The 26,130-nt window shown below is 56.3% G+C and carries 25 protein-coding genes; 11 read left to right on the top strand and 14 right to left on the bottom strand.

Going from position 1 to position 26,130, the window contains the following annotated elements:
- Nucleotides 1-183: 183 nt before the first annotated feature.
- The 6 genes from Pyrde_RS06565 to Pyrde_RS06540 all read left to right on the top strand — a co-directional run bounded on the left by Pyrde_RS06565 (nt 184) and on the right by Pyrde_RS06540 (nt 6,685).
- Nucleotides 184-1,521 carry an ABC transporter substrate-binding protein gene (locus Pyrde_RS06565; protein ID WP_231656834.1) on the top strand — a complete coding sequence of 446 codons (1,338 nt, stop codon included), beginning with the start codon at nt 184-186 and terminating at the stop codon, nt 1,519-1,521.
- A 412-nt stretch (nt 1,522-1,933) separates the two neighbouring features.
- Nucleotides 1,934-2,704 (top strand): ABC transporter ATP-binding protein, encoded by a 771-nt coding sequence (locus tag Pyrde_RS06560; RefSeq protein ID WP_055409238.1) that lies wholly within the window; start codon nt 1,934-1,936, stop codon nt 2,702-2,704.
- Between the two features lie 20 nt (nt 2,705-2,724).
- A complete protein-coding gene (locus Pyrde_RS06555) occupies nt 2,725-3,456 on the top strand; it encodes an ABC transporter ATP-binding protein (protein WP_231656702.1) in 732 nt (243 codons plus the stop codon).
- Nucleotides 3,457-3,485: 29 nt separating this feature from the next.
- A complete protein-coding gene (locus Pyrde_RS06550; RefSeq protein ID WP_055409236.1) occupies nt 3,486-4,430 on the top strand; it encodes a branched-chain amino acid ABC transporter permease in 945 nt (314 codons plus the stop codon).
- A 3-nt stretch (nt 4,431-4,433) separates the two neighbouring features.
- A complete protein-coding gene (locus Pyrde_RS06545) occupies nt 4,434-5,582 on the top strand; it encodes a branched-chain amino acid ABC transporter permease (protein ID WP_055409235.1) in 1,149 nt (382 codons plus the stop codon).
- 392 nt (nt 5,583-5,974) lie between these two features.
- Nucleotides 5,975-6,685, top strand: coding sequence for a hypothetical protein (locus Pyrde_RS06540; protein WP_055409233.1), 711 nt, complete (start codon nt 5,975-5,977; stop codon nt 6,683-6,685).
- On the opposite strand, the gene Pyrde_RS06535 is transcribed toward Pyrde_RS06540, so the two are convergent.
- Both Pyrde_RS06535 and Pyrde_RS06530 read right to left on the bottom strand, forming a co-directional pair.
- Nucleotides 6,686-6,967, bottom strand: coding sequence for a hypothetical protein (locus Pyrde_RS06535; RefSeq protein WP_055409232.1), 282 nt, complete (start codon nt 6,965-6,967; stop codon nt 6,686-6,688). It lies immediately after the preceding gene.
- Between the two features lie 312 nt (nt 6,968-7,279).
- The gene (locus Pyrde_RS06530; protein WP_055409230.1) at nt 7,280-8,812 is read right to left on the bottom strand and encodes an HD domain-containing protein; all 1,533 of its coding nucleotides are present in this window, start codon (nt 8,810-8,812) and stop codon (nt 7,280-7,282) included.
- 325 nt (nt 8,813-9,137) lie between these two features.
- Between Pyrde_RS06530 and Pyrde_RS06525 the strand changes: the two genes are divergently transcribed.
- Together Pyrde_RS06525 and Pyrde_RS06520 are read left to right on the top strand one after the other, a co-directional pair.
- Nucleotides 9,138-9,428 carry a 30S ribosomal protein S26e gene (locus Pyrde_RS06525; protein ID WP_055410829.1) on the top strand — a complete coding sequence of 97 codons (291 nt, stop codon included), beginning with the start codon at nt 9,138-9,140 and terminating at the stop codon, nt 9,426-9,428.
- Nucleotides 9,429-9,595: 167 nt separating this feature from the next.
- Nucleotides 9,596-10,192, top strand: a complete 597-nt coding sequence (locus tag Pyrde_RS06520) for an RNA methyltransferase (RefSeq protein WP_143522245.1) — start codon at nt 9,596-9,598, stop codon at nt 10,190-10,192.
- Here Pyrde_RS06520 and Pyrde_RS06515 read toward each other — a convergent pair.
- Nucleotides 10,149-10,703, bottom strand: a complete 555-nt coding sequence (locus tag Pyrde_RS06515; protein WP_055409226.1) for a class I SAM-dependent methyltransferase — start codon at nt 10,701-10,703, stop codon at nt 10,149-10,151. The two genes, Pyrde_RS06520 and Pyrde_RS06515, sit on opposite strands and share 44 nt — an antisense overlap.
- Before the next feature lie 423 nt (nt 10,704-11,126).
- On the opposite strand from Pyrde_RS06515, the gene Pyrde_RS10680 reads away from it, so the two are divergent.
- On the top strand, nt 11,127-11,339 hold the full coding sequence (locus Pyrde_RS10680; protein ID WP_143522246.1) for a ribbon-helix-helix protein, CopG family: 213 nt from the start codon (nt 11,127-11,129) through the stop codon (nt 11,337-11,339).
- Here Pyrde_RS10680 and proS read toward each other — a convergent pair.
- Complete coding sequence (proS, locus tag Pyrde_RS06510; protein ID WP_055409224.1) at nt 11,269-12,720, bottom strand: proline--tRNA ligase; 1,452 nt, start codon at nt 12,718-12,720, stop codon at nt 11,269-11,271. The two genes, Pyrde_RS10680 and proS, sit on opposite strands and share 71 nt — an antisense overlap.
- Before the next feature lie 243 nt (nt 12,721-12,963).
- Nucleotides 12,964-13,272 carry an ATP synthase subunit c family protein gene (locus Pyrde_RS06505; RefSeq protein ID WP_055409223.1) on the bottom strand — a complete coding sequence of 103 codons (309 nt, stop codon included), beginning with the start codon at nt 13,270-13,272 and terminating at the stop codon, nt 12,964-12,966.
- Nucleotides 13,273-13,398: 126 nt separating this feature from the next.
- Between Pyrde_RS06505 and Pyrde_RS06500 the strand changes: the two genes are divergently transcribed.
- Entirely contained in the window at nt 13,399-14,241 is an 843-nt protein-coding gene (locus tag Pyrde_RS06500; RefSeq protein ID WP_055409221.1) for a D-aminoacyl-tRNA deacylase, read from the top strand.
- Here Pyrde_RS06500 and Pyrde_RS06495 read toward each other — a convergent pair.
- The 5 genes from Pyrde_RS06495 to Pyrde_RS06475 all read right to left on the bottom strand — a co-directional run bounded on the left by Pyrde_RS06495 (nt 14,238) and on the right by Pyrde_RS06475 (nt 19,370).
- A complete protein-coding gene (locus Pyrde_RS06495; protein ID WP_055410827.1) occupies nt 14,238-14,900 on the bottom strand; it encodes a V-type ATP synthase subunit D in 663 nt (220 codons plus the stop codon). The genes Pyrde_RS06500 and Pyrde_RS06495 overlap by 4 nt on opposite strands.
- A gap of 94 nt (nt 14,901-14,994) precedes the next feature.
- Nucleotides 14,995-16,416: a V-type ATP synthase subunit B gene (locus Pyrde_RS06490; protein ID WP_197272656.1), complete on the bottom strand. Its 1,422-nt coding sequence runs from the start codon at nt 16,414-16,416 to the stop codon at nt 14,995-14,997.
- A gap of 142 nt (nt 16,417-16,558) precedes the next feature.
- Nucleotides 16,559-18,370 carry an ATP synthase subunit A gene (locus Pyrde_RS06485; RefSeq protein ID WP_055410823.1) on the bottom strand — a complete coding sequence of 604 codons (1,812 nt, stop codon included), beginning with the start codon at nt 18,368-18,370 and terminating at the stop codon, nt 16,559-16,561.
- 51 nt (nt 18,371-18,421) lie between these two features.
- A complete protein-coding gene (locus Pyrde_RS06480) occupies nt 18,422-19,054 on the bottom strand; it encodes a V-type ATP synthase subunit E (RefSeq protein WP_055409219.1) in 633 nt (210 codons plus the stop codon).
- 7 nt (nt 19,055-19,061) lie between these two features.
- Nucleotides 19,062-19,370 carry a V-type ATP synthase subunit F gene (locus Pyrde_RS06475; RefSeq protein WP_055409218.1) on the bottom strand — a complete coding sequence of 103 codons (309 nt, stop codon included), beginning with the start codon at nt 19,368-19,370 and terminating at the stop codon, nt 19,062-19,064.
- 114 nt (nt 19,371-19,484) lie between these two features.
- Here Pyrde_RS06475 and Pyrde_RS06470 point away from each other — a divergent pair, with 114 nt between their 5' ends.
- Nucleotides 19,485-21,584 (top strand): V-type ATPase 116kDa subunit family protein, encoded by a 2,100-nt coding sequence (locus tag Pyrde_RS06470; RefSeq protein WP_231656833.1) that lies wholly within the window; start codon nt 19,485-19,487, stop codon nt 21,582-21,584.
- A 304-nt stretch (nt 21,585-21,888) separates the two neighbouring features.
- Here the strand turns inward: Pyrde_RS06470 and Pyrde_RS06465 are convergent, their stop codons facing one another.
- From Pyrde_RS06465 to Pyrde_RS06450, 4 genes are all read right to left on the bottom strand, one after another.
- Nucleotides 21,889-22,902, bottom strand: a complete 1,014-nt coding sequence (locus Pyrde_RS06465; protein ID WP_055409214.1) for a hypothetical protein — start codon at nt 22,900-22,902, stop codon at nt 21,889-21,891.
- Nucleotides 22,899-23,240 (bottom strand): hypothetical protein, encoded by a 342-nt coding sequence (locus tag Pyrde_RS06460; RefSeq protein ID WP_055409212.1) that lies wholly within the window; start codon nt 23,238-23,240, stop codon nt 22,899-22,901. Before Pyrde_RS06460 ends, Pyrde_RS06465 begins: the two co-directional genes overlap by 4 nt.
- A gap of 126 nt (nt 23,241-23,366) precedes the next feature.
- On the bottom strand, nt 23,367-24,677 hold the full coding sequence (locus Pyrde_RS06455) for a cyclic 2,3-diphosphoglycerate synthase (RefSeq protein WP_372435199.1): 1,311 nt from the start codon (nt 24,675-24,677) through the stop codon (nt 23,367-23,369).
- A 143-nt stretch (nt 24,678-24,820) separates the two neighbouring features.
- The gene (locus Pyrde_RS06450; protein WP_055409209.1) at nt 24,821-26,077 is read right to left on the bottom strand and encodes a hypothetical protein; all 1,257 of its coding nucleotides are present in this window, start codon (nt 26,075-26,077) and stop codon (nt 24,821-24,823) included.
- Between the last annotated feature and the right edge of the window lie 53 nt (nt 26,078-26,130).

Genomic DNA, 26,130 nt, shown 5'->3' with positions numbered 1-26,130 from the left:
CTGGGCACGGTGCAATCCTAGGAGGGCCCAACCCCTCTAGCCTTTCCGAGTCTCTGTACAGCCGTCTTGTCGTATACCCCGGGCCCACAATCCTTGGATGCCCGCTCCCTAGGGGTTGGGCCCTCTCAGAGTGTAGGACGAGTAAAAGGGTGTAAGAAGGAGGGGAGACCTGTCTTGGCGAGGATGGATCCACGCATAGTAGGTGTAGCTATAGCCCTAGTGGCCATCGCCGCTATAGGTTATCTAGCATTTACCGGTGAACAGGCTGCACCAACGCCTACACCGGTTTCGCCGACCAGTGCCCCCGCCACTTCACCAATAGCCACTGTAACACCATCAGCAACCGCTACACCTACTGCCACGCAACCACTACAGACAACCCAGACAGCTGAAGGCCTTCCAAAGGAGATACCAATAGGCCTTGCCATCGCTGTGAGCGGCGGCTACGCTGTAGACGGTCCACGCCGCCTCAAGGGCGCACTACTAGCCATAGAGGAGATGAACCAGCTACTAGAACAGGCTGGCGCACCGTTCCGGTTCAAGCCGATACACGAGGACACGAAGACCGACCCCCAGGAAGCCGTCAACGTGATTAAGAGGTTCGCTAGCCAGGGTATACAGGTAGTAGTAGGTCCACTGTCTACAAGCGAAACACGTGCCGTAATGCCCATCGCTAATGAGCAGCACATAGTGATAATAAGCCCAAGCAGCACTGGCGCAGCCGCAGCCTTCCCGGACGACTACGTCTTCAGAATGGCGCCTCCAGACACAGTCCAGGGCCCAGCACTAGCCAAGATAATCCACAGCCTAGGCTACACCAAGCTAGTCATCATAGCACGTAACGACGACTACGGTAGCGGCCTAGCCAAGCTAGTAGAGGAGACCTTCAAGCAGCTAGGCGGCCAGGTAGAGAAGATACTCTACCAGCCCGACAAGCCTGACCTAACCAACGAGGTCAACCAGCTAGCCGTCAAGGTACAGCAGATGGGCGCAGACGATAAGACTGCCGTGCTCATAATCGCGTTCGACGACGACGGTACCAAGATTCTAGAGCAGGCCTCCAAGATAGACGTGCTAGGCAAGGTACGCTGGTTCGGCCCCGACAGCATGGCCCGCAAGACATTCCTAGAAAAGCCAGAGATAGCCAAGTTCCTAGAGAAGGTGAACCTCCTAGTAACCAAGCCAGCCATAGCTAGGAACCCTGTGACAACACACTTCGAGAAGCTCTACAAGGAGAAGTACGGCGAGGACCCGACAACATACGCCTACTATGCTTACGACGCTGCATGGATAGCAATGCTAAGCGTGCTAGCCGCTGGCAAGTACGATGGCCAGGCAATCAAGGCTGTACTACCGACAGTAGCATTCCACTTCATGGGCGCCACCGGCCATAAGATGCTAAACGAGAACGGTGACGCCGCCTTCGCCGACTACGCGCTAGTAACCGTAGCAGACGGCCAGTTCAAGGAGGTAGGCATCTGGCACGCCTCCACTGGGCAGATAGAGTGGTACAATAAGTAGACATAGAGAGATTAGAGAACATGCTTCACGTCACATATATTTTTACTATTTCACTTTTCAGCTAGTCATTGCATCATATACTACTCCCATTCTAGGTATGTTGCACTATTGTTCCCGCAGCCACATTTTGTCTAGATGACATACACTATTTTCCATCAGAGAGCCTTTATTAGGGGTTGGGCCACTTAGCCCCCTTCCGGGCTGATTTACTATTCACGCTCGGCCGCTCCAAAAGCATACACGTCTCCGCGCCTCGAGAGGCCCTATGTAGGGCCTCTCTAGCGTCACCACATCACCCCTATGAGCTGCATCACGCACCACAAGGCTTGGATGCCTGTGGTGTTTTCAGAGCCCCATAGAGCGGTATAGGATTCATGATTAGTTTGCGAGCTATGGCTGGAGGGATGCAGTATTGGCAGGCGTTGAAGTACTCAAGACGGTCGACCTCCGCAAATACTTTGGCGGCGTTCGTGCACTAGATGGCGTCTCTATATCTATTCGCGAGGGCGAGTTTGTCGGCCTAATAGGACCTAATGGTAGTGGAAAAAGCACACTCTTCAACGTCATTTCAGGGATCTATCATCCTGATGGTGGGGATGTCTATCTCTATGGTGAGAAAGTTACTGGACTTCCACCTTACGAGCTGTATCGGAGAGGGCTTGTCCGAGGCTTTCAAGTGCCCCGGCTCTGGCATGGGATGACTGTGGTTGAGAACTCTGCCACCGCTGCCCGCGATCGCCGGGGTGACGGTCCTTTCTCCGCTATTTTGAGAAGGAAGGAGTGGCTACAGTGGGAGGAGAGGAGCCTAGTAAAGCGCGTCCACGATGTTCTAGAGAAGCTCTCGCTTACCCGGGTAGCGCTTAACCGTGCCTCAGAGATTAGCGGCGGGCAGATGAAGCTCACCGATATCTCCCGCGCATTGATGGGTGAGGCACGGATTCTCCTCCTCGACGAGCCCACAGCGGGAGTAGCACCTAAGCTCGCACAGGACATCTTTAAGCTGCTAGAGCGTTTGAACAGTGAAGGGCTCACAATATTCGTTATTGAGCATAGACTTGAGGTCTTGTTCAACCACGTTGAACGCGTCATAGTTATGCACGAGGGCCGTGTGCTCGTCGAGGGGCCCCCAGAGAAGGTTGCGGAGGACCCACGTGTCCTCGATGCCTACCTTGGCTCGGCCTAGAGGGCTGGAGGTGTGACGTGGTGCCGCGGAATACTATACTATACACTGAGAAACTCGTCGGCGGTTATGGTAAAATGGTGATTATCCAGGGTGTGAGCATCCACATAGAGCGGGGCGAGATCGTAGCACTAGTCGGGCCTAATGGTAGCGGAAAGAGTACACTTCTCAAGACCATATACGGTGTAGCCAAGGTGTTCGACGGCAAAGTTGTATTCGAGGGCCAGGATGTTACCTGGTTCCCGCCTGAGGCCAAGACAAAGCTCGGCATGGGCTATGTACCGCAGACCGACAACGTGTTCCCCGACCTCACTGTAGAGGAGAACCTAGAGATGGGTGCTTACCTGGAGAAAGACGAAGAAAAGATTCGGGAAGCCATGGAGATAGTGTTCAACATATTTCCTGTGCTCAAGTCGTTCCGCAAGACACTAGCCGGCGCACTTAGTGGCGGCCAGCGCCAGATGCTGGCCGTCGGCCGCGCGCTCATGTCTAGGCCAAAGCTTCTACTCCTCGACGAGCCAACCGCTGGCCTCGCTCCTAAGATAGCTATAGAGCTTCTTGAGTCGCTCAAGCAGATACGCGAGGAGGCCGGCGCCTCTATACTTATAGTGGAGCAACATGCTCGTCGTGCCCTCGAGCTAGCCGACCGTGGTTATGTACTCGTCGCCGGGCAGGTTGCAGCCAAGGGTACAGGCCAGGAGATCCTTTCCCGCCGTGATCTACAGGAGCTCTTCCTCGGCATACACCACAGCTAACAAATCCGGATACACGGAGGTGTCGCACGATGGTTGACTCCGCGATACTCTATGGTGTTCTCGGAGCAATAGTGAACGGGCTACGCGTCGGAAGTCTTTACGGGCTCATGGCTCTCGGGCTTACCTTGATCTTCCGCGTAACTAAGGTCCCTAACTTTGCATACGCCGAGTACATAACTTATGGAGCTTATGCTGCATACCTGGCAGCAGTAGCTGCTGGCGCCAATGGTGTTGAGCTGGTAATAGCGCTCATCGCTGCCGTGATAATAGGTGCTATAGCAGCACTAGCCAGCGATGAACTCGCATTCAAGCCGCTATGGAAGAGAGGCGCTACACCACTGCACCTCCTGGTAGCCAGTATAGGTGTAGGACTAGTACTCCGCTATTCCCTGCTAGCTATAGCAGCGTCTGCAGCAGGGCTCCTAGAGGCAGCGCTACCTGTCCGTAGCAGTACTCTCATAAGCATAGGTGGCATAGTATCGATAGAGACTAGCCATCTACTCGCAATGGGTGCTGCAACCGCATTTGCCATTGCTCTTCACTGGCTCTTCACGAGGACCAGGACAGGCAAAGCAATGAGAGCTACTGCTAGCAATCCGGTACTAGCGCGTGTCTCTGGCATCAACATCTATGCTATAAGGCGGACAACCTGGCTCATAGGCGGCGGATTAGCAGGCTTCGCCGGCTTCGTCTACGCCTACTACTATTACGTGAACCCTGAGTCCGGCTGGCTGATGCTACTCTGGATCTTCGCCGCCGCGACCATGGGCGGGTTCACGTTCTACGGCTCTATAATCTCCGGTGTGCTCCTAGGCCTAGCAGAACAAGTGATCAGCTTCCTAGCCAACATGTATCTTGGGCTAAGCACAGCCTATGCCCCAGTAATAGCCCTCGTAGCGCTCATAATCGTGCTCATGTATCGGCCTGAGGGCGTGATAAGGCTCGAGTCGCTATCACTCCGAAGGAGGGCGTAAGCCATGGAGGGTGTAATGGGTATAGTCTCTCAGTGGATTGTCTGGTTCGGTGTCTACGCTATACTATCCCTTAGCTTCAACCTAGAGTACGGCTATGGCGGCGTACCGAACTTCGGTAAGGTACTGTTCATGAGCCTCGGCGCCTACACTGCTGGCGCCCTAGCCGCATGGCTCGGGCTACACTGGGCCGCTCAGAGCGCTGGAGTGGCGGTAGCTGCTAGCACTGAGGGCCCGGTGTACTGTAGCCCCGAGGCCTACAACATACTCTCCAACGCCGCCTCGCAGCACCTGCTGACGGCAGGCCAGTACCTCGAGCTATTCGCGCTAGCACTGGTAGCGGCTGGGCTCATCGGTGCCGTATCTGGTATACTCGCTAGCTATCCCACACTACGGCTCGGCGGCGACTTCCTAGCGATAACCCTGCTAGCTATGGGCGAGGTGGTACGACTCATAGCGTATAACAGCCAGTGGCCCGCCTGCAGCTTCAACGGGCTCACAGCTATACCTACACCCTTCGCCTGGTACCCAGTAAAGGCCAGGATAGACCTAATGTACGCCATGCTCGTGCTGCTATTCGCAGCATTCTTCTACGTCTATACGGAGATGCTGGCTAACAGTCCCTGGGGCCGCGCCCTAAAGGCGATGAGGGACGACGAGCTAGCTGCGCAAGTCTACGGCTACAACGTGGCCAGGCTCCGGCTCCAGGTGCTAGCCGTCGGCTCCGCCATGGCCGCGATAGCGGGTGCACTACTAGTATTCTACTCTGGGAGCGTGCAAGCGAACACCTTCAAGCCAGAGAGGACCTTCGAAGTCGTAGTAGCCGTGATGCTCGGCGGCGCTGCTAACAACATAGGTGCGCTGCTCGGTGCCGCCGTAGTAGCAGCGATAAACGTGTTCCTCAACACCTCGGCGCTAGAGACGCTCGGCATAAGCGTACCAGACGCTGTGGCAGCAGCGCTGCCATTCCTACGCTACGTGATAATGGGCCTGATAATAGTGGCTGTGTTGCTGTACAGGCCGCAGGGCCTGATACCGGAGAAGCCGTTACGCACACCACTAGTCGAGAAGACTGTCGAGAAACTGCAGAAGCTAGGCTTACTAGCCCAGCAGACTGGTAGTCTGCCAGTAGACACAGCTGCTGGGAAGAGCTAGAACATTCCTCTAGTTTTCTTCCCTTAGGCCCGAGCTTCACGGGTTTACACTATAAGTCAGTCTCATCAGCCCGGCTACCAGCTACGGAGAAGTGATTATTATTCTCGATCCCCATTGTCTTGACCCTCTTTACCCATATCTACCTTGTCCACGACCTATCCTACCATCCTAATGCTAACAGGGGTAGAGTCCAAGGATAGTCGTGAACTGTGGCATCGTTGTAGACTATCTTCTCGTTCCAGCGCTGCACGAGATGTTAGCCTCCCAGAATGGCAGTAGAGTGCGCTCGGCGCGGGGCTACACGGAAACATCTATTATAAGCGCGGGGCCTCCTAGCACTGAAGCCTGGACACTAGGACTATCTATTCGGCGCTACGGGTGTGTATATGCCGTTGAGGCTCGAGTCGCACCACGTCCTCGTTGTACTGTTCCTCGCGATGTATAGTGTCGTGTTCTATTACCTAGGCCTCTGGATTGGTAGTGGTTTCTCTATAGATATCGTGGAGAGGCCTATACCGGAGCCACAGAGACTAGCCTTCGACGACTACGCGTTTTCCCGGTTCCATGTAGCCATGCGTGTCTGGGGCCTCGCCTATAACCAGACATTTGTGGATGCGAGCAAGGAGCCGGTTACGCTACACGGTTACCACTTTACTTCAGGGCTCGAGTGCAGCCGCGTCAAGGGGACTGAGGACGTCTACGAGTGTACTGGCAGCGGCTATGTGTATACGCCCCAGGGGTTCCGCGAAGACTGCGTGCCCCGGGGCGGGGTGACCGCCAACTACTATGCCGGGTGGGTTCGTATACTCCTCTACAGTGTCCACCAAGCTGTGGCGACAGTCCTCGTAGCCGCTGCAGCCTCAGGCCTTGCCGTCTATGTGCTGGCACACTTGTCTCTCAACGCTAGGCTGCATGCACTGACTGCTGCTGTAGGGTCGCTGAGCCTACTGATAGGAGGCCTTCGAGGGCTAGGAACAGTGCCCAGAGGGGTCCCCGGCCTATACGAGGCGTTGCAGCCTCTTGTCCCCCTGGCTGCTGTGGCCTCCCTAGCAGTATACACGTTTACCTATGCCTTGTTGAGGCGTAGAATGAGAAACAGATAGTTAGGCGGCTTTTAGGACTAGTGTCCTACCCTGTCTCTCGACTATCCCTGCTGCTTCTAGGACGCGTAACGCCTCTTCTGCGTCGGGGCTCCATAGCCTGCCGCTGGGGTGGCGGTATAGCCTCATTACTACGCGCTCCCCGTTCCCAGCTTCTACGTAGCGTGTCCAGACCTCGCGTAGCAGGGTGTCTATCTCCGCGCGGCCGCCGAGGTCGCGCAGTACACGCTCGATAGCTGCTACGAGGCTTATGTAGCGTACTGTCGCGTGCTGCCCTATAGCCAAGGCTAGTGCGCCCCCTAGAGGGGTTATTGCTGTGGTATCACCATCTAAGCGGCACGGCCCGTGACGGGGCGGCGGGGTCAGGGGAGGCTGAAAGAACAGGGTATGATTAACGATAAGACGCTGGCTATCCCCGTGAATGATGTGCTCTGAGGTTTCTTAGTGGCCTCCTATTAATAGTGAGGTAGTGTAGCATCGTGTCACGGCTCTACACGATCAAAATGTATACGTTTAGTTCGCACCGCTAACGGTCGTGAAGGCTGTCAAGGGCTAGAATGCGCTAAACGAGATAATATTAGGTAGTTGATGTAGGGTCTAGGCTCTTGCTGTCTTTTCCTGCTCCTTCTGGAGGCCCAGGAGTATCTTCATGGCTTTCTCCGCCTGTTCCTCATACTCGGGGGTCGTGAATACTGCTATCCTGTAGAGCCCTAGCTCCGGGCCTAGGTCTGCGAATCTCCGTAGCCTGCCTAGCTCCTGGCGCGCCTCCGTCCCGGCCTCGTGGAGCTCTACGGGGGCGCCGCGCTGCCGGCTGTAGACTCCAAGCTGCTCTAGACTCACGAGGTCGACACGCAAGGGCCGTATCATCACTAGGGGGTTCTCCCGCTGCATCTCCAGGAGCTCGTCCAGTAGTGGCCGCGCCCAGTCCGGCGCCACGGCCTCTTCTAGGTAGCGTGTGTAGAGGCCCCAGGTGCTCCGCGACTCTAACACCCGGTAGACCTTGGGGTGGCGACGCTCCACTAGCATGCCTGCCAGCGTCTGGGCCTCCTTGCTAGCCCTTGCCTGGCCCCTGTAGACGCGGCGTATGAGCATCCACATCGTAGTGTCGTCGAGCATCCTCCAGGTCTCGAGCGCCTCCTTCCTCCCCTCCGCTATGCTCTGGGGCGTGGGGATGTCTAGCTCGCAGCCCTGCTCTACGCAGACCAGGCCGTCGCGGGCTAGGAGGCTGAAGAGCCTGGCGTAGACCGAGTTGTAGGCCTCCACTACACGGTGGAGGTAAACCTCGCTGAACATGTAGAACCTTGCGAGGAGGAAGGACTCGACTATACTAACACCCTTATCGAGCACCATGACGCGGCACGCGTTCCGGCTAAGCCCGGGGCTGTCCCCGTCTTCGCGTAGCAGTGGCGTCGCGAGGAGAACCCTGATGAGCCGGTCGACGTCGAAGACGCCGTAGCGGACTCCCGCGTAGAGGCTATCGCGGATAAGGTAGTCCATTCTGTCTACGTCCAGTCCGCCGGCTATCAGCTGGTGCAGTATACTGGCTGTGCACTCGCTTAGCAGGTCTCGGGCCTCCGGCCTTCCCGCCGAGCCCCGGAGGATGAGGCCGAGGTCTCCTGCCACGCTGCCGGTGAATACCGGCTCTACGCCGCGCTCCTCGGCCTCCCTGGCCACGTGGGGGAGTAGGCTATAGGTGTACGCCTCATGGCGCAGGGGGAGCCTATCGAACCCCTTTATCCGGTAGATGAGCCTCGCCTCGGTAATGCCCGCCTCGCTCGAGTGACTATAGGGTAAGTGACCAGCATCGTGGACTAGGGCTGCTAGCTGGAAGACCTCCTCTGCGCGGAGCAGGTAGCCCGCCAGCTCGGGGCCGCCTGCGCTACGATAGTATAGCCTCGTGTTCCCCGCGAGGAAGTGGAGGACCTCGCGGGCTAGGTGGGCTGAGCCGAGGCTGTGATTGAACCTGCTATGCTCCATACCGTGGTACACAAGGTAGGCGAACGCTGTCTGCCTTATCCCGCGGAGCCTCTGCACTATCCAGGTATCAACGACTCCTGCTACCCTACCGCAGAGGTCGACATACCCATGGACCGGGTCCTTGAAGCTCTTAATGCTTGTACAGACGCTCACCGTCGCTCCCTTCCCTCAGCGCATCCCGGTAGAGGCCCTAGAGCCCCGTATGGAAGGCAGGTATAACCCTCTTCAGCTATATAGTTGGCACTCTACACACTGTAGGAGACGCGATAGACAAGCTAGCCTAGCTAAGCCGGGGACGCAGCATTATAATAAGTTGTAATGTAGCGTAGTATATCAGAATGCATGGAAGACGTTGCTGACTATTACACCTAGCCGTTGGCATATATGCGTATTATCCATCTCTTCCCGTTCGTAGCCGCTACCGGGGCGGGCTAGTTAAATAGGCGGCAGCTGCCCTCTGGGGTGCATGGGGGCTAGGATGCCCAAGAAGAGGCAGAACAGGGGTAGGCACAAGGGATCCAAGGGACACACCCGCACTGTTCAGTGCGACAACTGCGGCAGGATAATCCCCCGCGACAAGGCGATCTGTGTCACCAGGTGGTACACCCCAGTAGACCCCCAGCTAGCCCGCGAGCTTGAAAAGAGAGGCGCCATCATAATGAGGTATCCTGTAGAGAAGTGCTACTGTGTCAGCTGCGCTGTCCACTACGGCCTAGTAAAGGTCAGGCCCGAAGAGGAGCGCAAGGCCGTACGTGGCCCAGTAATCTAAGGCCTCTTCTCAGCCATCCCACGTACAGTCTACTCTACGCCCCTGCGGGGGCCTCCGCTCCCCAGGTTTTTGGCAGGAACCCTAGACTGATCTCGTTAGACCGATACTCACCTCCTATATGTGCCCCCGTTACGGTCAGCTCCACCAACCATGGGGGCTGCCAGGGTTTGACCATTTCCAGCAAGATCCTAGACTCCGTCTCTACCGGGTCGCTTGATACTGTCTGGATCGCCTATGGGAGGCGGCCGGAGGGGCCTCCGCCCCGGCGGTGGAAAGGCCTCGTGGGCTACGGCCGCCTGGATATCGCCGCACGTGTACTTCTCGCGGCACTCTATCCCGGGGGCACATTGGAGAGAGATAGTGCTCTCCTTGTCTACCTGGACTCCGATGAACCCCTCCTGCTTGTTTTCGAGCCGGGCTGCCTCCCGGATGTGATGATCTACGAGCACGAGTCCGGGGAGGTACTCGTCCAGGCACTCCGAGGCCAGGTCTGCCACCGAGTCGAGCCTGCGCCCCGGCTCCCAGAGCTGCTAGAGATGCTCCGGGGCCAGGGGTACCGAGTGCTCCAACTCAGCGAGAAGGGGGAGAGACTACAGGGTCACGTTCCCGGCACCATGTACCTGCTGGGGCTCCGCGTCGATCCACCGGAGGGTTTGCCAGTTGACGGCTACGCGAGCATCGGGCCTTGCAGCTACCTCGCTAGCCACGTCGTGGCCTACATTAACGCGCTAAAGCGGCTCGGGGGAGAGGCTGGCTCCTCCTAGCCTTTATGCATACGAAGCCTCCTTTGGGCGTGGGCTCCGGCTCCTCGACGCGGGGCTCGGCCCATGGCGGGAATCGGAGAACCGAGCTGTAGGCCTCCACTATTAGCCCTGCCTCCCGCATAATGGCTTCTATCTCCCTGACTGTGTAGAATCTGGCTACGGCGTAGAAGGGGTTGTTACGGCGTTGCTCCATGTAGTAGCGGCCCCACATGCTGTCGCGTGGCACGATGCAGGCTGCTACGGCGCCGCCCGGCTTTGCTACACGGGCTGCCTCCTGGAGCACTGCTGCTGGCTCGTCTACAAAGCAGAGAGTTACAATGAGCAATACGTAGTCGAAAACATTGCTGCGGAAGGGTAGATTCTCCCCGACGCCGAGGACTGCCTCCACGCCACGGCTACGGGCTACGCGTAGCATCCCCGGGCTCGGATCCACGCCGTATTCGACGCTGAGCCTGGATGCGAACCAACCTGTGCCTACGCCGACCTCTAGCCCCCTGCCTCGGAGACCCAAGGGCTCTTACCGCACGTAGCTCGTTCTCGGCGAGCACCTGGTTACGGGTATACCAGTCGTTGTAGCGGCGCCATAGCCTGTCAAACACTGGTGCTGTAGACATAGGATGCACTACACCGGCTAGTCTCGAGGCTTCAGGAGTACCAGTAATATTACACCCTCTCCGGCAATTCTAGGATACCGATGGGCTAGTGATGACGGTTAAAAGCGGCCATAGGCCCCTGCCTAGGGGCCGATGGGCTGAGCCAGGCCGCTGAAGCACCTAATACTGGTGGCTGTATAGCCAACAGCTGCTAGCCCTAGACTCGCTCACTGGTGTTACCGGACTCCTTGCCTAGAGTCTTCTAGTTGCCTGTCAGGCTGTGAGGCTACCAGTTTCTAAAGGTAGCACCATACCCTCTAGAACGTGCGGGGAGGGGAGCTGTGGCAAAGGTCCTGGTAGCGGTTGCGCTGAGCGACGAGGAGGCGGAGGCTCTGGAGAAGGCTGCGCGGAGAGAGGGGCACGGAGACCTAGGCAAGGTGTTGGAAAAGGCTCTCCGCCTCTACCTGGAGACGGGTGGTGGTGCTAGTATTTCTTCGCGAGCCTTATACTCGTCACAGCAGGCTGGCCGCATACGGGGCACTGTTTGCCCCTGACCCACTCGGGCCTCTCGAGCGGCGAGCCAAGGACGCCTGCGTCTATGCTCTCTTCTAGCCGGAGGCCGCATTCCTCGCGGCCACACCACGGCAGCTCTACTATGCCCCTCTCCTCCTCTATGACGCAGCGAGCCTCCTCGACGGTCTCGACACGCTTTACTTTGCTCTGAAGCCAGTTCCACGCGCGCTCGCGGAGGCTCCGGGCTATGTCCTCAAGGAGTTCGGGTAGCTTCTTCTCTAGCTCGTCTATGCTTATAGTGGTCTTCTCGAGGGTGTCGCGCCTGGCTAGCACCAGGGTGCGTGTCTCGGCCTCGCGTGGCCCAACCTCTATTCTTACTGGTACGCCGCGGGCCTCCCACTCGTAGAACTTTCTGCCGGGCCTCACGTCCTCCCGGTCGTCGATCCGGTAGCGCACACCTAGCCGGCGTAGCTTCTCCTCTACTTCGCCTATGTAGTCTTGGAGTCGTTTTCGTTGCTCCTCGTCCCGGGCAGGTATAGGGACTACCACTACCTGGATGGGCGCTACTATGGGCGGTAGTACTGCGCCGCGGTCGTCACCGTGTATGGCTATCACTGTGGCTACTACACGGTCACTTAGCCCGTAGCTTGTTTGCCAGGCGTAGTCGAGGCTCTCATCGGGGAGCTGTATCCGGACCTCGAAGGGTATGGTGAAGTTCTGGCCTAGGTGGTGTGCTGTGCCTATCTGGAGCGTACGCCCATCGGGCATAACGGTGTCGAATGCCACTGTGTAGATTGCGCCGGCGAATTTGTCCCACTCGGGTCTCCTGCTTATCACGTAGGGTATGCCTAGCTCGTCGAATATACGCTTGTAGAGCTCTATTGCCTCGGCTACCTGGCGGTCGGCATCCTCGAAGTCTACATGGACTGTGTGGGCTTCCTTGAACGTGGTTACTTCGCGGAGCCTTATCAGCGGCCGGGTAGCCTTGGTCTCGTAGCGGAATATGCTGACTATCTGGTAGAACTTCCGGGGGAGCTGCTTGTAGCTCTTTATCCAGAAGCTCTCCATGTAGGTTATACTCGTTTCGCTCGTTGGGCGCAGAGCTAGCTTAATGTCAAGAGGCTCTGTACCGCCATGCGTCACCCAATAGACCTCGCCCTCGAAGCCGCGAATATGCTCGCTCTCCTTGCGGAGCAGAGTCTCGGGTATAAGCAGGGGGAAGAGGACTTCCTCGTGCCCCTTCTCGTCAAGGACGTCACGGATGAGTTCGACGACACGGCGCCGAATCTGGTAGCCGTAGGGCATCCAGATGCCCATACCCTTGACGGGGTAGCGGCCGTAGTCGTAGATCTCTGCCTCCTCTAGCACCCAGTCGAACCAGCGTGAGAACTCCTGGCTCCAGCGTTTTCTCTCGGCCGGCAAGACTTCTACCCCGGAAGCCCTTAGCTTTGGAACCCTAGCTTTATGTAGCTATACCTCGGCTCTAAAGGGGAGAAAGTCCTCCACTACAACACGCTCAACGGCATACAGTGCTAGCAGGTGTAGAGAACGGGCTCTCACCTATGAAGCTGTGGTGTCAGAGGAGCCAGCCGACCAGCTACTGTTAAAAAATGATCCTCTGCTTCTAACGGCTTATAGTGATCCGGGCTGCAAGTCTACCGGGTGTTATGCAGCGAATATTATGAGTATGGCTACTAGTAGGCCATATATGGCGATACCCTCGCCAAGTACTAGGTAGATTAGCAGCCTACCTGCAACCTCGGGCCTCTCAGCAGCAGCAGCGCTGGCAGCAGCACCAGCCTTTGCGAGCGCGTAACCGGCACCGAGAGCGCTAACACCCATAGCGACAGCTGCAGCTATTGCCTTATTTGTCGCCATGCTAGCTGCACCAGCTTCTTCTGCATGGGCTACTGGGACTAGGGCTAACAGAATTATTGCCGTAAGAGCCACTAGTAGGCTGGGCCAAATCCTCATTGTTTGCACCGGTTGAGCGTGTACGTGACGCGAAGATAAAAAAGGTTACCAGCATCAGTGCCCATCAGCCAAGTATTATAGCTATGTCAGGAAAATGCCGCACCCCGAGGGGTGCCGCTAGTGTCCATGGAGAATAGAGATAGACGTATCCTGGTTGTATACTCGGTATCCGACCCTGCTGGGAGCGGTGCTGCAGAGGCTCTTGCCAGGCTCTCAGACTGGGAGAAGTGTAGCCTTGACAGAGCTGTCTCGTGCCTCTACGAGCCGGGGCTAAGCGTCTATCTCGCCGGGTTCAGGGACGACTCTATACATATGGATTTCCTTGACGAGATAGCGCCCAGCAAAACCGCAGCATACATAGTGTTGAGCCGACATAGCGGCGGCAAACCGACGCTCACAGTCCACTATACGGGTAACCCTGGCCCGGAAGCACCCTACGGGGGCCGGCCCTACGAGTTATCCTACACTTGGCCCAGGCTCATGGCCTCGCTGCTGCGTGAGTACAAGCGTGTAGCGGAGAAGACGGGGTTGCTCGGCGAGTTTAGCCTAAGCCTCGAGGCGACTCATCACGGCCCAACCAGCCTAGCCAGGCCAATAGTGTTCATAGAGATTGGTAGTAGCGAGAACGAGTGGAGACGCCGAGACACGCACATGGCAATGGCAGAAACTGTTTACAATGTACTGCTGCGTGGCTGGCTAAACGAGCCCTGCAGCAAGGTGGCTATAGGCGTAGGCGACACACATTACCCGGCAAAGCACACAAAGGCTATACTAGAAAAAGGTGTATGTTACACACATATATTCTCCAAACACGTCTTAGAGAACCTAAACGAGGAGCTACTAAAACAAGCCGTAGAGAAGAGTATGGACCCTGTGGATACGATACTCTACTCAAAGATACCATCCAGGATACGCAGCATCATCAAGATGTTTGCTGAGAAGAAGGGGCTCGGTGTGGAAAAGGTTTAGGCGAGGCCCTCGCCGCCGCGGAGCTTGGCTAGCCTCCTCTTGAGCGTCTTGAGCCTTATTACCTCCTCTCTCATACGGTCGTCGAGCACCAGCCTTATGTACTTGATGTTGTTCTCATACGTTGGTATTATGTTATAGTCGAGAGCGTTCAGCAGTCTCTGTGTATCCTTTAGCTCTTCTAGGAGCCTTACTAGCGCAGCCTCGGCCTCAACGACGCGTAGTAAGCTCCTTAGAGCCTCTATGAGCTTTTCACGAGCCTGTAGTAGTGTAGGAGACAACCTCGCCGCTGATACCGGCATGGGTGGGATAGTGTCCTCGCGGAGCTTGTATGCCGGCGTCTTCACCGCAAATAGGATGCGCGTAGTAACGTCTACCTGGAGGCTCGAGGGCATAGCCTCTAGTATTGGCTTCGCCTGTTCAAGACCGCCACTAGACATTAGGGCCACGAAGAAGTTACGGTAGGCCTCGGCTAGGGTCTCAGCAACCTCGTTATAGGCTTCCTGATACTCCTTGCCTAGCTGCCGTATGTAGAGGATAAGGACGTCTCTTTTCTCCTCGATAACCTTCCTGATTCTCTTCATGTTACGTAGTTCACGTCGTAGGCGGATAAGGTTGATCTTAGTAGGCAGCACTTTTGAACCGCCGCCGAACGTTGACACCAATGCAGTATTCACCTCTATACTGGGGTACGAGCTGCGATATGTGCCTCAAAACATTCTGCTAGACACGTTGTACTGGATTGTGTAAAGGGTGCTAGGAGCTGGTCTCGCTGGCTGCCTTCTTGCGGTACTTGGGGTGGTATTTGCGTATGAACTCGTCCTTGATCCTGTATAGCTCGCTTTCTGGTAGTATTGATAGTACTTCCCAGGCGATGTCGAGGGTCTCCTCTATGCTGCGGTTCTCGTAGAAGTCCTGCTTGAGGAAGCGCTGCTCGAAAGCCTCAGCAAACCGCAGGTACTTGCGGTCTACCTCGCTTAGGCTCTCCTCGCCGACGATGGCTGCAAGGCTTCTTAGCTCTACCGCACGGCTGTAGGCCGCGTATAGCTGGTCCGAGACGTTGGCGTGGTCTTCTCTGGTTTTTCCGGGGCCGATACCCTCCTTCATCAGCCTCGATAGGCTCATTAGCACGTTTATCGGCGGGTAGATACCACGGTTATAGAGCTCACGGCTAAGCACAATCTGGCCCTCAGTAATATAGCCTGTAAGGTCGGGAATCGGGTGAGTAATATCATCGTTAGGCATCGTGAGTATAGGCATCTGAGTAATACTACCCTTGCGGCCGTGTGCGCGGCCGGCACGCTCGTATATGCTTGCGAGGTCGCTGTACATGTAGCCTGGGTAGCCCTGCCTGCCGGGTACCTCTTCGCGTGCAGCGCTTATCTCGCGGAGAGCCTCAGCGTAGTTGGTCATGTCTGTTAGTATGACTAGTACGTGCATGCCTAGGTCGAAGGCTAGGTGCTCGGCTAGGGTTAGGGCTATACGTGGCGTGATTAGACGGACGGATGCCGGCTCGTCGGCTAGGTTTATGAAGAGTGCTGCTCTCTTGATTGCGCCGGTCTCCTCGAAGAACTTCTTGAAGAAGAGTGCGTCGTCGTGCATCACGCCTATCGCTGCGAAGACTACTGCGAACTCCTCGCCGCTGCGCACGGTAGCCTGCCTAGCTATCTGCACGGCTAGCTTGTTGTGCGGCAGGCCAGCGCCGCTAAAGATTGGCAGCTTCTGGCCACGCACCATCGTGTTCATGCCGTCTATAGCGGATACACCCGTCTGGATAAAGTCCTCGGGGTAAGCACGTGTAGCAGGGTTTAGAGGATCGCCGTTAATGTCGCGCCATACGCCGCTAGTTATCGGTGGACCACCGTCTATTGGGTCGCCTAGGCCGTTAAACACTCTACCGAGCATCTCGTCGGATACCTTTACCTCGAGTGTCCTAGCGAGGAAGCGTACCTTGGTACCCACTGCTGTTACTCCTGTTGTACCCTCGAACACCTGGACTACTGCATAGCCCCTAGCCGTCTCCAGTACACGGCCGCGGCGTCTCTCGCCGCTAGGGAGCTCGACCTCTACTATCTCGTCGTAAGCTGCATCACTTATACCCTCGACTATTACCAGTGGACCACGTATCTCACGAATGTTCTCGTATTCACGTATGACCTTGGACTCGGATGCCGCCAAGCCCGATCACCACACGGCCCCACTTTTACCCGGCCAACCAGCTTGCCCCGGGTGTACGTGCGTATCTTGAAGCTTCGAAGGGTTCATCACGGAATTGTACACGTTTTCGAGTAAAAAGGCAAAGTATCTGGCCATGTCAGTGCTAGGCTGTTTGAGCGAGTGCTGCGGCTCCTCCGTGCTTCTTTACTAGCTCCTCGATACCCTTGAGTAGCTCTTGCTTTATCTTATCGATCTCCTCTATCTTGTCGTTAGGCACGTTATACCTCGCCATGATGAATGCGCGTATCTTGTCTGCAAGCTTCTCGCGTATCTCCTTCACGGTGACGCCGTGCTGTATCGCGTCTAGCGCGGCGTGGTAGAACTCTATTATTGTCTCTAGCTGCTTCCACTGCTTCTGCGGAGTAGCAAACGCGTCTATCTTGTCGAAGGCGTTCTGCTGGAGGAAGCCCTCCCTTATTATACGGGCTACTTCTAGGATGAGCTTGTCCTTCTCGCTGAGGCCCTCAGTACCGACTAGCCTCACGATGTCTCTTAGCTCGTCCTCACGGAGTAGTAGCTCATAGGCTAGGTCTCTGTACTCGCGCCACTTGGGGCTTACGTTCTCGTGCCACCACTTAGCTACCGTGTCTACGTAGGCGGAGTAGCTTAGCAGCCAGTTGATTGCCGGGTAGTGCCTGCTGTAGGCTAGCTTAGCGTCAAGGGCCCAGAATACTCGTATGAAGCGCTTAGTGTTGGCTGTGACTGGCTCTGTGAAGTCGCCGCCCGGCGGGGATACGGCGCCTACCACTGTTACGCTGCCGATACGCTCAGGCTTACCTGGTACACGTACACGGCCTGCACGGCTGTAGAACTCGGCTAGCCTCGAGGCTAGGTAGCTCGGGTAGCCCTCCTCAGCGGGCATCTCCTCTAGACGGCCAGCTATCTCACGTAGAGCCTCGGCCCAGCGGCTCGTAGAGTCTGCCACGAGTAGAGTGTCGTAGCCCATGTCGCGGTAGTACTCGGCTATGGTTATGCCGGTGTATATGCTTGCCTCACGGGCTGCTACGGGCATGTTGCTAGTGTTAGCTATGAGCACTGTACGCTCCATCATGGGCCTTCCGGTCCACGGGTCCTTGAGCTTGGGGAACGACTCTAGTACCTCGGTCATCTCGTTGCCTCGCTCACCACAGCCAATGTAGATGACGATCTTAGCGGAGCTCCACTTAGCGAGGCTCTGTAGGGTGACCGTCTTACCGCTGCCGAAGGGTCCTGGTATAGCGCCTGTACCACCCTTCGCCATGGGGAACATAGTGTCTATTACACGTAGACCGGTGATGAGAGGCTCTACAGGCTCGAACTTCTCCAGTATGGGCCTAGGCTTACGGACAGGCCACTTGTGGTACATCTTTATCTCTATCTTCTTGCCGTCAGCCGTCTCGACTTCGGCTATAGGCTCCTCTATGGTGTACTCGCCCTCTGGTGCTATCCAGCGCAGCACACCGTGCACGTCCGGAGGCACGAGAACTCTGTGAGTAACCAGTGGCGTTTCCGGTACCTCGCCTAGCACATCGCCGCCGGAGACCTTGTCTCCCACGCGGAGACCAGAGGGCTTGAAGTGCCACTTTTTGCTCCTATCGAGCGCCGGGACCTTTACACCTCTACGTATGAATATGCTCTGGGTCTTGTCCCTTATGGCGTCGAGCGGCCTCTGGATACCATCATATATCTTGCCTATAATGCCTGGGCCTAGCTCGACACTCAGAGGCGAACCTGTGCCGTAGACGGGCTCGCCAGGCTTCAGTCCGGTCGTCGTCTCGTAGACCTGGATGTAGGCCTTGTCGCCTACAATCCTGTTTACCTCGCCTACTAGCCTCTCCTCGCCGACCTCGACCATTTCGTACATCTGTACGCCCTGCATACCCTCGGCTACTACGAGTGGGCCAGCAACCCGTATGATCCTGCCCTTCACAGGCATGTAGATCGCCTCCCTTACCTCAAGGTTCCTCCTATCATACACCATGGATCATTATGTTCTAAAAAGGAGTTCAATTATCTTGGATCTAGCCTCCTCGATAGCAGAGGCAAGAATAACCTCGAGCCTATAGTCTAGGGAAAGGCCGTCACGCGTACGGAGAACGAAGCCACCAATACCCTCAACAGTGCTGTCTGCTAGTTCTACCTTGACACCGCTAGGAGTCTTCACCTTCTTTAGGGCCTTGCGTACAGCGCCTACGTCACTCTCAGCAGGCACCACTATTAGCTCACTCGACTGCTGGGATGCCCTACTAACGGCTTCTTCGAGCCTCTTTGCGAGGAACTCTACGTAGTCATCCTCCCCTACCCTGCTGCGGAGCTGCTGGAGCGCCTGCCCCAGAATCTCCTCGACAGCTTCTGCACGTATCCTTGCAAGCCTCTTCCTAAGCTCTACCTCCTGCTTAGCAGAATAAGATTCGAGCTGCTCCCTGGCGTTCCTCACACTCTTCTTTAGCTCGTCCTCGAGCTTGGCAAGGTTCTCCTCATAGGATCTCTCCACTATCTTCTTTGCCGCCTCTAGCGCACTATTCACCTTAACCTCTATATCTTCTCTAACTTTCCTAGTGATCTCATCAGCAAGCTTCTCCGGATCACCAAGCAGCCTTATGGTTGTGGGCCCTGCCACCCTTGTGTCACCCCATGCCCAGGGCTTTTAGCAGCTCCTTTTGTACGTCCATGGGCTTGCCGGGCTCACGGACCGTAGGGAGCCGGGCGACCACGACATCACCATGCACCCGCCGGAACTTCTCTATAGCTTCACGTGCCTCATCGTAATACTCCGCAGAGAGTAGAACAAGACCTATATCCTCGCGCGGAACGAGTTCCTCAATTACCTTGGCTACCTCTTCTGGAGAGCTTACCGCATAGCCCTCCGCGCCTAGCAGGCGAAATGCATAGACAGTATAAGGATCAGCTATTACGACAACATGCTTCGCCGCCAAGACTAGGCTCTCCTAAGCCAACCCGCAGAGAGCTATGATATTTAAATATTGTAGTGCTAAACCCCGCGCTAGAGGGGAAGGTATACAGCGGCAGCGGTGATAGGTGTCTTGGCTGTGGCAGCCACAGCTACCCTAATAGCTCAGTCAACAAGCCAGACATACATAATTATACCGAGAGACCGGCTCGCCTACGCCCTAAAGGCTCTCGCTGAGTGTAACTGCTTCCACCCTGAGCCCGAGCAGCATGCTGCTGGCAGCGAGTTTTCTGCCAGGATTAGGCACATCAAGAACGAGCTAGACACGCTCGAGCAGCGGCTACGCGAAATGCTCAAGGTGGCGGAGTCAACTGGGCTAGGAGAGGAGCAGGCCGTCTCCGAGCAGGTTCTACGCCTCAGCAAGACAACAGACATGGGGCTATCAAGGGTAATAGAGCAGCTTACTACCGCGATACAAGACATAGAGAAGCTCGTAGAGAGGCTAGCCCAGCTTAAGAGCCCGGAGTCCGAGCTTGCAACACTCCTAGCTGTACTAGAGACCTATAGCTTCATAGACGTAGACATAGAGGCGCTCAAGAGGGGTAGCTATATCCGGGCTAAGGTCTACCGTGTACCGACTGACCGTACACAAGCATTCCTAAGAGACCTAGAAACGGTAGGCGCCATAGCAGGCCTACACGTCTCCGGCATAGAGACCAACATGGACACAGTGGTGGTAGCTTATCCTGCATGGCTGGAGGCAGAAGTCGGCAAAACCGCCCTACGCAACCGTGCCACGCCCCTAGAGATACCAGAGGATATGCCGCGAATACCTTCCGAGGCGCTAAAGAAGGTGCGGAAGGAGCTCGACGAGCTACCAGTAGTGTTGAAGAGGCATCTGCCGAAGCTGCGTGAAGCACTAGCTGTTATCGATGCTGCGAAGAGCCTTCTCAGCCTACTAGAAGCAACGAAGCTTACACAGCTAGTAGCAGTAGTCAGCGGCTACGTGGCTCCCGAGAAGGAGCCAGTACTTAGGAGGACCCTCGAATCACTAGGCGCAGGCTACGTAGGCGTAATGGCCACACCATCCATGGAGGGGCATCACGGCCACGGAGAGGAGGAGCTTCCACCCAGCTACTTCACGATACCCTCCAAGCTAACACCCTTTGCCAGCCTCTTAGAGATGGCTGGCCATCCACGGCCCCGCGAGTTCGTACCACTAGCATTGCTAGCTGTAACACTGCCCATCGTCTACGGCTTCATGTTCCCTGACCTAGGGCATGGCTTAGCGCTGTTGCTAGCAGGCTACTACCTCTTCTACAAGAAGATGGGCAACCGGGACCTAGGCAGACTAGTCATGATATTCGGCGTTGCCGCGATGGCTGTAGGCTTCTTCGCCGGCGAGTTCTTCGGCCCACACCCGGCTGTAGCTGGCTGGCTCGACGCTATATGGCATGGCCACCCGCCACTAGCTAGCCCACTCCATCCATTCGTCAAGGAAATGGCTGCCGGAGGGCTCCATGGCGGCGAGGAACTAGCAGAGGAAGCTAAGCTGCTCATATTCCACGCGATATACGTGTCGCTAGCGATAGGCTCTCTACTACTAGCACTATCATCATGGATATCCGTGGCTAATGGCGCACTACTGCGCGACAAAGAGGTACTAGCAGCTGGTATAGGTAAGTCCCTGGTGTTCACCGGCATACTGATAGCCATAGTTATAGGAGGGATGGTGGGCAGCGGCGGCACCGCCATAGAGAGAGCAGGCTCAGTACTCTATGATGCTGGGCTTACACTGACACCACAGACTGCACTAGGCACACTCGTGAGGCTCATGGTCACTGTAGGGCTGCTAGTGCTACTAGCATCGCCGATACTCTTCGGCCACGGCTCAACCGGCGAGAGGATCGTAAACGGTGTAATGGAGGCATTCGACGTCCTGCTAATGGCGATAGGTAATACAGCATCGTTTATGCGAATCATGGGCCTGATGCTGGCGCACAGCGGCCTAATGTTCGGTTTCACCATACTAGCCTTCATAGCAGGACCAGTGCTAGGAGCTATAGCATACATACTGGGCAACCTACTAGTAATAGGTCTAGAGGCGCTAGTAGCCTATGCACACTCGCTGAGGCTGCACTTCTACGAGATGTTCAGCAAGTTCTACATGGACGGTGGCAGGCCGTACAGCCCGGTAAGAATGCCAGAGCTAGTAAAGTTGGAGATCGAGAAACGATAAGGAGACTTAATCATCCGTACATCACTAAATCCCCGTTTTTAGACGATATAATGTATGGTAACTGTTCAACCACCTAGCCCTACACTATTCCTCAATTCCCTCTCCCGGCTAGAACTCTAGACTAGTAGCAAGCATTCTACCACTTCACAGGCTCTAGAGTCGAGCTAGTCGACGAAGAGGTCTGTGTCGCGTCTACACTGTCCACGTTACACCGCTGTTACGGCAGGACTGATTCCTTGCCAGTTAGAAGCAGAGTTATATGCGGGGCGGAACTTGCTACTAAGAATCAAAAACATTAGCGCCCTTAGAATGATACTAGCTCTGCCACAATACTCTTGGGCTGCTTACTGTAGCCCGATAGGGCTATTATTATGGCGTCCTCGGCGTCGAGAAGTAGCAACTCGAGAAGCCCTGCTATAACATCTAGCGAGAGAATCTCTCTCACGAATATACTTTTAGCCCGTTTCCGGTTCTCTTTACGGATGCTTGATATGAAGGTATCTAGAGCCGTGAGTCCCTCGGCGATCTTGCCGCCAGTAGCCCCAATTAGTATCCTCTCCAGAGTCTCAACGTCTCTCGTCTCTATGGCTTCTAGAAGCTTCCGCTTAGGCAGCCTATGTGTTTCAAGTACAGCCTCGTGCATCGCCAGAACTTCCCTGTCCAGCTGAATTGTCGCAAGCGTTACCGCTGTCCGTGCTGCAAACATATCCTGCCTGGCTCCTAGTATGTCTCTACCAGTGTCTGTCTTGGCCACCTTCTTTGCCTCATTGAAGAAGTTAAGTATTTCAATGTCTATTGCAGCGCTCAGCAAGTCAATGCTACGGCTCTTCTTAATTATTTCAGCTGCCTTGTTCATACCCGCTGCTGATAGTATGCGTGCAGGGTCTACATCCTCCTCTGCTAGCCTACGTGCCCTAGCAACCTCCTCGGCCTCTGGATAGATTAGCTCCTCGGCACCAGCTATCTTGCCTTCTACGTTCTTCATCCTTATTATCAGCTCTATGTCACGCGCTATAATGGCTGCACGGTAGGCCTCATAGATCTTGAAAGCTATGCCTGGTGTCCTGCCACGGATAGCCTCTAGAACGCCAACATAGTACTTGAACGCTGCTTTCTCGATTATACTGGGCTCTACGACCTTCATGTCGGTTGGGATAAACCTAGCTAGCTTTGTTGCCCGAAAGAGCTCTAGTGTAGCTTCGTCCCCAGTGTACTGGGCTAGGAGGGCTCTCAGGTCGTCCTCGTAGCTCTGCGCCTTGATTACTGCAGCCTTCGTGTAGAGGTACTCTGCGCCAAGCATGTCATAGGTCAGCTTCAACCACGTATCACCTTCACTAGTACACTGACGGCGGCCTCAAGGGCCTGGCTCCTATTACGTTCTATCTGCTCCTTAAGCCTCGATACCTCGTACTCCTCTCTCTTCTTGAACTCCTCTTCGAGCTTCTCTAGCTCCTTCTTAAGTTCCTCGTTAAGCTTGCTCCGGAACTCCTCGATCATCTTCTCTGTGTCGCTGGTAAGCTTACGGGCAGCCTCATCAGCCTTTGATAAGAGTGCAGCAGTATCCTTGTCTAGCTCGCCCTCTATGCGTTTGATTGATTCTTCGACCTCGGCAACAGTCTTTAGAAACCTATTAATGACATCAGCTCCCTGGGTCAAGGCATTCCCGCCAATAGCTGTTACGCGGGCTCCTGCACTATTTAAGGGTATTAGAATGTGGAGTATGTGCCGGTTTTCGCAGCCATCTCGGGCAGTAAAAGGGTAGCGGAGACAGGCCTAGAAGGCCTAGACTTCGGGAACTGGGTGGCGTTCTAGAAGTCTATCAACCATGTCCCTCGGTGTCGGACCTTCTAACACCTTTATCTCGTAGCTTACCCGTGCTACAGGCTTGTTTATGTTTATCATCTCTTCTATCCGGGCAGGGCTCGCCACGATCACTGTGTCTGCTGGCACTCTGTTGAGGGTCTCCTCTAGGCTCTGAAGTTGCTCCCTAGTGTACCCTGTTGAAGGTACTACGGGGCCCATATGGGGGTACTGCTGGTACATCTCCTTGATCGCGCCCACTGCATAGGGCCTCGGGTCAACTACTTCAGCGCCTAGCTTCTTCGCCGCTACATAGCCTGCAGCATATGGTGCACCACCGTGGGTGACTGTGGGCGAATCCTCTACGACTACCACCCTTTTGCCCTCTACTAGCTCGGGGCGGTCTACGCTGACCTCTAGGTCTGCTACTGCTATCTCTAGCTGCGGGTTTATCTTTAGGAGGTTCTCGCGGACCCGCTTCACGTTCTCCTCGCCCGCCTCGCTAGCCTTTGTTATTACCGCTATCTCCGCCATTCTCACGTTGACTTCGCCGGGGAAGGTCGAGTTCTCCATGCCGGGGCGGAGGGCATCAGCTACTACCACCCAGAGGTCCGGTCTTATGAAGGGCCAGTCGTTGTTCCCACCGTCCCAGATTATCACGTCACCGAGCCGCTCTGCCTCCCGCACAACCAGGCCGTAGTCTACGCCGGCTAAGAGCGGGGTCTCTAGGTCGAGGTATGGCTCGAACTCCTCCCTCTCCTCGATCGTCAAGGGGTACTTGGTGAGATCCTCCGGCGCCATTACTACTATGAGCTTCCTAGCCTCGAGGTCGCCGTAGGCCATCGGGTGCCGTACCACTACAGGAGCTAGCTGACGCAACTTGATCTCCCGGACGAGGGCCCGGGAAAGAGAGCTCTTACCTGCCCCTGTCTTCACAGCTGTGACAGCTATCACGGGCTTGTAGCTCGGAATCATGGTCTCGCGGGGCCCTATTATGCGGAAGCTCGCGCCGGTAGAGAGGGCCATACTCATAAGGTGGCCTAGCTCCTCGTAGGTTAGGTCGCTGTAGGCGAGCACTACCTCGTCTACAGCCTGGTCCCGTACTATCTCTGGGAGGAGGCGCTCGGGGTAGATCGGTATACCGTCGGGGTACCGGTGACCGGCTAAGCTTGGGGGGTAGCGGCGCCACTCTATCCCGGGTATCTGGGCCGCCGTGAACGCGACTACCTCGTAGCTGGGGTTGTCGCGGAATATGGTGTTGAACACGTGGAAGTCGCGGCCACCTGCGCCCATTATTACTACTCTACGCTTGTGGGCCAAGAGACTCCTACACCATACTGTATAAGTCATAGGCGGGGGTTAAACGGGGCAAGGTGTGCCCCCGAGGGGTTCGCTGCAGAGCGAGTAGCCCTATAGCGGGAGCCGCCCGGCTGCTGCTACAGCCTATCTACCCTGAGCCCGAGCATCTCAGCCGCTGTTGTCAGCGCTTCCACCCAGTCGCCTGGGACTAGTATGTAGTGATTACCCATGCTATCCCGTAACAGCTTCTCCGCGTCACCACCCTCTAGTCTGACCCATATCTGTGTCCGGCAGTGTAGCTCGCTACGGGGCTCACCCTCCTCCACAGTACCACGAGCGACACGTAGCCGGGTAAGCCCAGGGTCTACCCGTGCCAGCGTCACTGTCTGGCCCCTCGGGATCGTCACTGCCAGGCCTACGCTCATACCGCTCTCGAAGTGTGTACGCAGCCGATAACCGACGCCCAGGCCCCGGGCCGCCGTGCAGTGGGCTATCATCACCCGGTCCCAGTCTATGATGGAGGGGTTAGCCATAAAGCCAGGTCTGCCGGAGGCCCAGGAGGCTAGCATCATCGCAAGCGTCGCCGGTACATCGCCCTCGCAGCCCGCTACTAGCCCGCTGTCGTTGAACAGAGAGAGGGCTAGGCACGCTGTGACACGGAGCCGGCCGATGATGCTGAAGCACTCGATCGTGAAGGCGTCGAGCCGGTACTCCTCTACTAGGCGGCGGAGCGCCGCGTAGAGCTTAAGGGCCTTGGAGACCTCGCCACGCGGCACCTCTACCCGGCTCGCGCCCCGAAGTATCTCCTCCAAGAGCCCTGGGTCGGCCTCGACGCGCTCGTACATGCTGTAGAGCTCCTCTAGGGGTATCTCGACTAGCTCTACGCCGAGCCTCTCACGGAGCCTCTCCGGCTCGACCCTGCTGTAGACCAGCCAGGGACTAGGCCGGCCGAATATCCCGAGCCGGGAGCCCCGGAGCCTCGTGGCGGCACGGAGCCCCGCCAGGCCCTGTACCAGCTTCTGGCGGGCACGCTCGTCGCCAGGGTCTAGGCTAGGGAGGAAGACCGCAGAGGCGCCCATACGCCGGGCCAGCGGGTATACCTCCATGAGCGCGGGGAGGCTGTTAGCGTAAGGGTGGGCTACCAGCAGCGCGGGTGCCTGGAGGGCCTCGAGAGCGCCTAGCACTATGTGCTCAGTGCCCCCGGTCGAGACAACTATGGCTGCCGAGGGGCAGCCCTTTAGACGGCGCGCAGCCTCCTCGGGATCTGTGGCAACGCCGACGTCCCTGAGCTCTATCCCCTGGTACGTATCAGCTATGCTTCTACGGAGTCTCTCCAGGAACTCCCGGCTGTGTAGAGGGGATACAGCGTAGAGTAGACAGGGAGTCCTAGCCAAGACCCAGCCCCAGGGCCCTCTAGAGGCCGGGGAGTCTACTAGAAAGAAGGTTC

It is taken from the genome of Pyrodictium delaneyi, from assembly GCF_001412615.1.
Classification (GTDB): domain Archaea; phylum Thermoproteota; class Thermoprotei_A; order Sulfolobales; family Pyrodictiaceae; genus Pyrodictium; species Pyrodictium delaneyi.
Note: the sequence above shows the minus strand (reverse complement) of the source record. Positions and strands in the feature narration are given on the sequence as shown.

Bases quoted from the DNA above. Each gene is read 5' to 3' on its own strand.
- Pyrde_RS06505 (WP_055409223.1), bottom strand. From the start codon at position 13,272: ATGAGGATTTGGCCCAGCCTACTAGTGGCTCTTACGGCAATAATTCTG.
- Pyrde_RS06550 (WP_055409236.1), top strand. From the start codon at position 3,486: ATGGTTGACTCCGCGATACTCTATGGTGTTCTCGGAGCAATAGTGAAC.
- Pyrde_RS06545 (WP_055409235.1), top strand. From the start codon at position 4,434: ATGGAGGGTGTAATGGGTATAGTCTCTCAGTGGATTGTCTGGTTCGGT.
- Pyrde_RS06485 (WP_055410823.1), bottom strand. From the start codon at position 18,370: ATGCCTGTGAAGGGCAGGATCATACGGGTTGCTGGCCCACTCGTAGTA.
- Pyrde_RS06500 (WP_055409221.1), top strand. From the start codon at position 13,399: ATGGAGAATAGAGATAGACGTATCCTGGTTGTATACTCGGTATCCGAC.
- Pyrde_RS06455 (WP_372435199.1), bottom strand. From the start codon at position 24,677: ATGGGCGCAGGTGGCCGCGACTTCCACGTGTTCAACACCATATTCCGC.
- Pyrde_RS06565 (WP_231656834.1), top strand. From the start codon at position 184: ATGGATCCACGCATAGTAGGTGTAGCTATAGCCCTAGTGGCCATCGCC.
- Pyrde_RS06525 (WP_055410829.1), top strand. From the start codon at position 9,138: ATGCCCAAGAAGAGGCAGAACAGGGGTAGGCACAAGGGATCCAAGGGA.